Origin of the sequence: Sulfurimonas sp., from assembly GCF_023229105.1 — a bacterium.
Lineage (GTDB): Bacteria > Campylobacterota > Campylobacteria > Campylobacterales > Sulfurimonadaceae > Sulfurimonas.
The window spans coordinates 1-6,815 of record NZ_JALNZY010000095.1 but is presented as its reverse complement, the minus strand read 5'-3'; the positions used below and the strand labels follow the sequence as shown (position 1 = coordinate 6,815).

Sequence of the window (6,815 nt, the reverse complement as noted above, 5' to 3'; positions counted from 1 at the left end):
TGGTGTGATTTTATGGATGCAAACCCTGATGCGCTTTTATACTGTTTTAGAGGTGGGCAGCGCTCTAAAATAGCTCAAGAGTGGTTACATGAGCAAGGCAGAGAGATTTTAAGATTAAAAGGCGGTTATAAAGCTTTTAGAGGTTATCTACTTGGCGAACTTGAGAAGTCGGTAAAAGAGTTTAAGCCTATAATTTTGGGCGGAAGAACAGGCTCTGGAAAGACTATAGAACTTAAAAAGATGAAAAACGCAATAGACCTTGAAGCTCTCGCAAACCACAGAGGTTCAGCTTTTGGACAAAAAATTACGCCGCAAACTTCGCAGATTGACTTTGAGAATAACTTTACATATAAATTAATTCAAAAGGCAGAGGAGGGGTTTAGGACTCTTGTTTTTGAAGATGAGGGAAAGCATGTAGGCACTCTGTTTATGCCGGAGAGCTTTATTGCAGCTACATCAGAGGCTCCTCTTGTTATACTTGATACGCCTTTAGAGCAGAGGATAGAGATAACGTTAAACGAGTATGTAGTAGAAGCGCAAAAAGCTTATGAGAGTGATGGTTTTTATGACGCTTTTGGCAGTTGGCAGCAAAGCATAGAGAGTGCCATGCATAGAATAAAAAAAAGACTTGGAGATGAAAGATACCGGGAAGTCTCTGCTCTTTTTGAAAATGCTTTGCAGGAGCAGAGAAGAAGCGGTTCTTTTGAGCTATACAGGGATTGGGCTGCATATCTTTTGCGGGAGTATTATGACCCGATGTATGACTATCAGATACAAAAGCGTTCAGATAGAGTTGTATTTCGAGGCAATGCATCAGAGATTAAAGAGTTTATAGAGACAATTATTTAAGAGTGCCAAACTCTCCGCTTGGCTCTTGGTAGAGCTTTAAATCAAACTCCCTTAAAGCAACAAGAAGATGATCAAAAATATCTGACTGAATAGCTTCATACTCAGCCCATTTGTTTTTATTGCTAAAAGCGTATACCTCAAGAGGCACCCCTTTTGAAGTCGGTTGGAGCTGTCTTACTATAAATAGGTTTTTCTTTTGATATTTCCAAAGAGTTATATATCTCTAGCAGAGTAGATAATAGCTTATCAATACTCTTTATTATAACAATAGCTATCCAAAAACCGACTATTTGCGATATGGCAGCACTTAGACTATCTGGGTAGAAACGAGAGAAGTATAGAATGATTAACGGTGGAACAATATATGCAAACTGCTCAAAAAAACCTGTTTTTACAATCAGGTCATCCCACTCTGTTTTTGTTTTAAAAATTAATTTGTGTATTATTTTTACCAAATATTTTTTTGATAAAAAATAACCGATTATTGAAGCAATAAGTGTAAATAACACTAATACTACAAATCCTAAACTGCCTTGAAGATAAGTGCTGTTTAATATATTTTCCATAAACTTTCCAATCATAAAAATAAAATAGTTTTTTTATGCAAAAACAACGGCTCTGTTTCTTCCGCCATTTTTTGCACTATATAATGCATTATCGACTTTTTGCATCAATGTTTTATCAGTGTCGCCATCTTTAAGCTGGGCAATACCTAAGCATATAGTTTTTTCTCCTACGGTCTCAAACCTATGACTCTCAATGGCAACTCTTAACTTTTGAGCCAAAATAAGTGCTTCATCTTCATTTGTATGTGGGCAGATAATCAAAAACTCCTCTCCGCCCCATCTTCCAAATATATCTGATTTTCTTAAGTTTTGAGAGATTATTTCTGTTGTTTTTTTAAGTACAATATCTCCAATCTGATGTCCGTAGGTGTCGTTTACTAATTTAAAATGGTCTATGTCTATTAAAATAATAGATAAGTTTTGAGAGTGTCTTTTTGCAATCTCTATTTCTATTAGCATGAACTCATCGATTCTTCTTCTGTTATAAATGCCGGTTAGTTTATCGATTGTTGCAAATTTTTCAAGCTCTTTTTTTGCTGTTATGTCTATCCCGATAGAGACAAAAGATTCAATAGTGTTATTCTCATTTATAGCGGGTACTATATGCTGTTCAAGCCAATATGAAGTTCCGTCTTTTTTTCTATTTTCAATTTCGCCTATCCATGTTTTTTTATTTAAAATAGTATTCCACAGATCTTTTATGATTGATTTGTCCCTATTTGGATTTTTTATAATATCCATTCTCTTTCCAATAAGTTCATTATTGTCATACCCGCTTGATTCTATAAAGGCATTGCTGATGCTTAAGATTGTACCATCTGGCTTTGTAGTAGCCGTAATAATAAAGCGGTCTATGATAGATGTAAACTCTTTAAGCTTACGGTGTGCTTCTAGTAGAGATATTTGAAGCCTTGTAGGTACTTTTGAGGTAAAAATTGCCATGGTAAAACTTAGTATAACAGTCAGAATAAAGACAATAATCCCTGTATTTATACTCTCATTTATAAGATTGTCTTGATATTTATCTTTTGATTTTAAGATGAAAACTGCTTCATCCTCATTTTGTAAAATATCATTAATGCTATATGTATATATACCATTTGCCTTTAATCCATCAGTAAAGTCATCTTCTAATTTTCTGTTTGTGCCTTTATATTTGTTAAAAGAGTATTTTTTATCAGGGTGCATAATATAGTTATTATCTTTGTCTATTATGAAGTGCTCAAAACTAGTAGAGGTCCCGATTGCATCAAAGAACTCCTTTGTTAAAAGATTGAGAATAACCACCCCAAAAAACTCACCGTTTTGCAGTATCGGCATTGCAATTCTAATAGTTGGTCTGTATGGTATCTCAACTTTTTTGTTCTCTATATTTAGGTCAAGTTTTGAGTGCCATATTGTTTCGCTGCCCAACTTTGAGAGTTCTTGAAAATAAACTCTTTGACTTTTGTCTTGGAGTTTTCTTTTCTCTACTATAAATGGTTGGTTATTTTCACTTAATCTGCCGACTCTTATGACCTCTTTTCCATTTTTGCCAATAATTCTTGTCTGCATTATTTTGTTCTCTATGCTGGTTACTGCTAAGAGTATATTTTCAACTTCTCTTTGCTTGTGCAGGGAGTTTGTTAGAAGAAACTCCCTAATAATGCTGTTTTTCCCAAGGGATTTTACAATGTCATCCATATTTTTAATTGTCGGTTTTAAGATAGTTTCTAGCTTAATATCAAATATCTCTTTTGCTTTTAAGTCCATATGTTTTTGTATATTTTGCATTTGAAATATATACCCTATATATGCTCCAAATATAGATATCGTAATTCCAAAGCCTATAAAATAGAGAACAAAGTATTTTTTAAAATTTTTTTGAGTCAAGAAATTCCATCCATAACGTCTTAGGTAAGGTTTATAATAGCGAGTTTTGTTTTATGTACTGATTAATGCTTTAAGATTTAACCGCAGCATTTTTTGTATTTTTTGCCGCTTTTACATGGGCAGAGCCTGTTTGGCTCTATTTTAGAGCTAAAGAGTTTTCCATCTTTGTAGAGCCACCTCCCATTTTCAAAGACAAAATTGCTTCTCTCATGTTGTACTTTTATCCCATCATTGTCTTTGTAATATGCTCTGAACTCAACTATATTTTTCTTAGATTTTACAATTTCAAGTCCAAGCCATATAACACTTTTTGCATACTCTTGTATTAGAGTTATGTCATCTTCAAAACGGTTCTGTTTTACCGTAGTCCCAACTATGTAACTGCCATTACCTAAAACATAAGCGCTGTATCTGCTGCGCATAAGTTCTTCTGGTGCAAACGGTTTTAATGCACCTTTTAAAAACATCTCACAACAGTTGGAAAACTTTTTATTACTATCACAATAACATAACATATAACTTCTTTTTCATTAGGTTTAAAAGTATATAATTTTTTTATAAAATTTTAGAGGAATAATTATGCAAAAAACATTTAATGAGGCTATGGATTTTAGACATGCTTGTAAACTTTTTGATGAAAATAGGAAAATTTCTAGTGATGAGATAGGAGAGATACTCGAAGCCGGGCGTAAATCTCCCTCCTCGTTTGGCATGGAGCCGTGGAAGTTTCTAGTTGTTACAAATGAGGAGCTAAAAGCTAGTATTAGACCACACTGCTGGAATCAGCCTCAAATCACTACATGTTCGCATCTTGTAGTAATACTTGCTGCGATTGAGAGCTTAAAAGTGCAGAGCGGAGTTGTAGAAAAAAGATTTTCGCGTCGTGAGATGAGCAAAGAGCAGCTTGATTTTTATATGGATAAATATAGCAATCATTTAAATAAAACTCTAAGTAGTGATGAAAACATATTTTGTTGGAGTGCAAGACAGACATATATCGCTGCTGCAAATATGATGACATGTGCAGCAGCGCTAGGTATTGACAGCTGCCCGATTGAGGGATTTGATAAAGATGATGTTGAGAGGGTTTTAGAGCTTGATGCTAGTAAATATCAACTATCTTTAATAATTCCATTTGGCTATAGAGTAAAGGAGCAGTCATCTCAGTTAAGATTACCATTTGAAGAAGTTGTGGAGTTTAAAGAGTAGAAAATTTTGCGATTATAGGGTTATGGTCAGAGATTTTTTTGCTATCTATTACCTCGGAGTAGGTTACATTTAAGTCTCTGTAAAAGATATGATCTATAGAGTTTGTAAAGATTTTTTTAAGATGCTTCTCATCACTAAACTCCACTTTTTTAAGAGATAAATTCTCTGTAAACTCGCTTAGAAGATAACTCCTTTTTAGATTCCATGTATTAAAGTCACCTGCTACTATCATGGCTCCCTTATGGTGGGCGATGGATGCGTAAATATAATCTAGCTCATGTTTAAAGTCACCACTATGTACAAAGTTTATGGCATGTAGATTGACGACAAGAAGTGTCTCGGCTTCTGAGATTTTGTGGTGTGTGATAAGAGAAACCTTATGTGTCGCATACTTTAGTTCGCGTTTTTTACTAAGCAAAAAGAACTCATCTTCACATGAGGATTTAAAAGCGCTCATAACTCCAAAGATATGCTTTTTTGTTTGGATATTTGGAGATAATATATAAGAGTAGTCATGAATAGCAAGTTCGCATGAGAGACTCTTTTTAACCTCCTGAAGCAGCAGCAGATCAAAATCGTGGTTTTGTATCAAGGACTCGAAAAACTCTCTGTATGAGCTCTTTAACGTAAGCTTAGCAACATTCCAGCAAAGCAGGCTGAATTCTCCTCCTAGAGACTCCTCTTGGTGTTTTAAAGATTTTACAATATTGCTCGGTATAAACATAAATATTTCTCCTTTAGAGTTGCGGCGCGAGTATTCGCAGAAGATTTTCAAAAATTCTTCTAGGCTTTGAGACATTTTTTGTTCCAAAAGATGAGTCTAAAATAAGCTTTTGCGCCCACTGCTCTACCTCTTTTATAACTTTTTGTGAATATATAAAAGTAGCTATTTCATAGTTTAAAAAGAGGCTTCTGTTGTCAAAATTTACACTACCTAAAATTACACTTTTATCATCAATGATGATAGCCTTTGCATGAAGCATTGCACCGTTATTTAAAAAAATCTTAATTCCCGACTCCTCAAGCTCTCGCATGTAGGAGCTTCTAACAAGATTTACAATGATGTGATTTGTCTCTTTTGGTGTAATGAGATTTATCTCTACACCTTTATGATGAGCGATTATAAGTGCCTGAGTGAGAGCTTCATTTGGGATATAGTAAGGGGTTATGATATAGATTTTCTCTTTTGCACCATATATCATAGAGAGAAGAACTTCATAAAAAACATCTCTATCCATGTCAGGACCAGACGGAACAACCTGCAGATATATGTCGCCAGCACTCTCTATATACTCTTTTTGATACTCTAGCTTCTCCATTGAAGCATAGTGCCAGTCTGAAGCAAATACCTCAAAAAAATGCTCAACTGAGGCTCCTTGGATAAAAAACATAATATCTTGCCACCTTTTTTTGTCACTTTTTGTGCCTAGATACTCCTTTGAGAGATTCCCCCCTCCGCTTAAAACTTTTTCATTGTCAAAAATATAGATTTTTCTGTGATTTCTAAGATTTATATAGTTTCTAAAGGGCATCCGAAAAACAGGCATAAAAAATTCAACATCAGCACCGCTGTTTTTGAGTTCTTTTAGCTTGTATTGTAGAAGATAAAGTGGAAAAGAGCCTAAAGAGTCAATAAGGATTTTTACATCCAATCCCTCTTGGGCTTTTTTTATAAGAGCATTTAAAATCTCCTTGCCAACTTTGTCATATTTAAAAATATAGATGCTTAGAAAAATTGACTTTTTTGCATTTTGAATATTTGATAAAAGTTCACTATAAGCTTGTTTTGCATCAAAAAAAAGTTTAAATTCGCTGTTTTTTGCAGCATCAGCAATACCGTAATTTCTAAGCATTTTATCAATACTGTTTTGTATATTACTGTTTGTGATTTTATTTTTAAGAACTAAATTATCTTTTTTATATCTCTTCTCTCGCTTTCTTGAACCGATTATAAAGTATAAAAATACTGAAATATAAGGGATTAAAATAATAGAGAGAAGCCAAGCAGTTATGCTGTTTGGCGAGCGTCTATTGTAGAGCATGTGGATTAGTACAATCGCAATTAAAAGCGCACCAAAGAGCACCAATCCATGATAGAAAAATATATTTGCACCACTATTGCTTATAAACTCATTCATATAAATATTATATCATTATTGCAGTAATCTAAGCCTATAAATTTTATCATCATAAAATTTTAGTATAATTACAAAAAAATCAAAGGCTATATAGATGTCAACATATATTTTTGGTCACACAAACCCCGATTCAGATTCAATAATAGGAGCAATATCTCTTGCTTATTTAAAAAACAAATTA

Annotated in this window: 8 protein-coding genes; 2 read left to right on the top strand and 6 right to left on the bottom strand. The window is 33.8% G+C overall.

The window, feature by feature from the left end; genetic code table 11:
* Positions 1-849 (top strand): tRNA 2-selenouridine(34) synthase MnmH (gene mnmH, locus M0Q17_RS10180; protein WP_295086520.1); only part of this gene is annotated, 849 nt, incomplete at its 5' end.
* Here the strand turns inward: mnmH and M0Q17_RS10175 are convergent.
* From M0Q17_RS10175 to M0Q17_RS10160, 4 genes are all read right to left on the bottom strand, one after another.
* Positions 842-997, bottom strand: coding sequence for a hypothetical protein (locus tag M0Q17_RS10175; protein ID WP_295086518.1), 156 nt, complete (start codon positions 995-997; stop codon positions 842-844). The genes mnmH and M0Q17_RS10175 overlap by 8 nt on opposite strands.
* Entirely contained in the window at positions 987-1,415 is a 429-nt protein-coding gene (locus M0Q17_RS10170) for a hypothetical protein (protein ID WP_295086516.1), read from the bottom strand. Before M0Q17_RS10170 ends, M0Q17_RS10175 begins: the two co-directional genes overlap by 11 nt.
* Before the next feature lie 33 nt (positions 1,416-1,448).
* Complete coding sequence (locus tag M0Q17_RS10165) at positions 1,449-3,287, bottom strand: GGDEF domain-containing protein (RefSeq protein ID WP_295086514.1); 1,839 nt, start codon at positions 3,285-3,287, stop codon at positions 1,449-1,451.
* Between the two features lie 77 nt (positions 3,288-3,364).
* The gene (locus M0Q17_RS10160) at positions 3,365-3,802 is read right to left on the bottom strand and encodes a YchJ family protein (protein ID WP_295086511.1); all 438 of its coding nucleotides are present in this window, start codon (positions 3,800-3,802) and stop codon (positions 3,365-3,367) included.
* A 64-nt stretch (positions 3,803-3,866) separates the two neighbouring features.
* On the opposite strand from M0Q17_RS10160, the gene M0Q17_RS10155 reads away from it, so the two are divergent.
* The gene (locus M0Q17_RS10155) at positions 3,867-4,496 is read left to right on the top strand and encodes an NAD(P)H-dependent oxidoreductase (RefSeq protein WP_295086510.1); all 630 of its coding nucleotides are present in this window, start codon (positions 3,867-3,869) and stop codon (positions 4,494-4,496) included.
* On the opposite strand, the gene M0Q17_RS10150 is transcribed toward M0Q17_RS10155, so the two are convergent.
* Positions 4,486-5,220, bottom strand: coding sequence for an endonuclease/exonuclease/phosphatase family protein (locus M0Q17_RS10150; protein WP_295086507.1), 735 nt, complete (start codon positions 5,218-5,220; stop codon positions 4,486-4,488). The genes M0Q17_RS10155 and M0Q17_RS10150 overlap by 11 nt on opposite strands.
* 13 nt (positions 5,221-5,233) lie before the next feature.
* The gene (gene cls, locus M0Q17_RS10145) at positions 5,234-6,634 is read right to left on the bottom strand and encodes a cardiolipin synthase (RefSeq protein ID WP_295086505.1); all 1,401 of its coding nucleotides are present in this window, start codon (positions 6,632-6,634) and stop codon (positions 5,234-5,236) included.
* Positions 6,635-6,815: the final 181 nt, after the last annotated feature.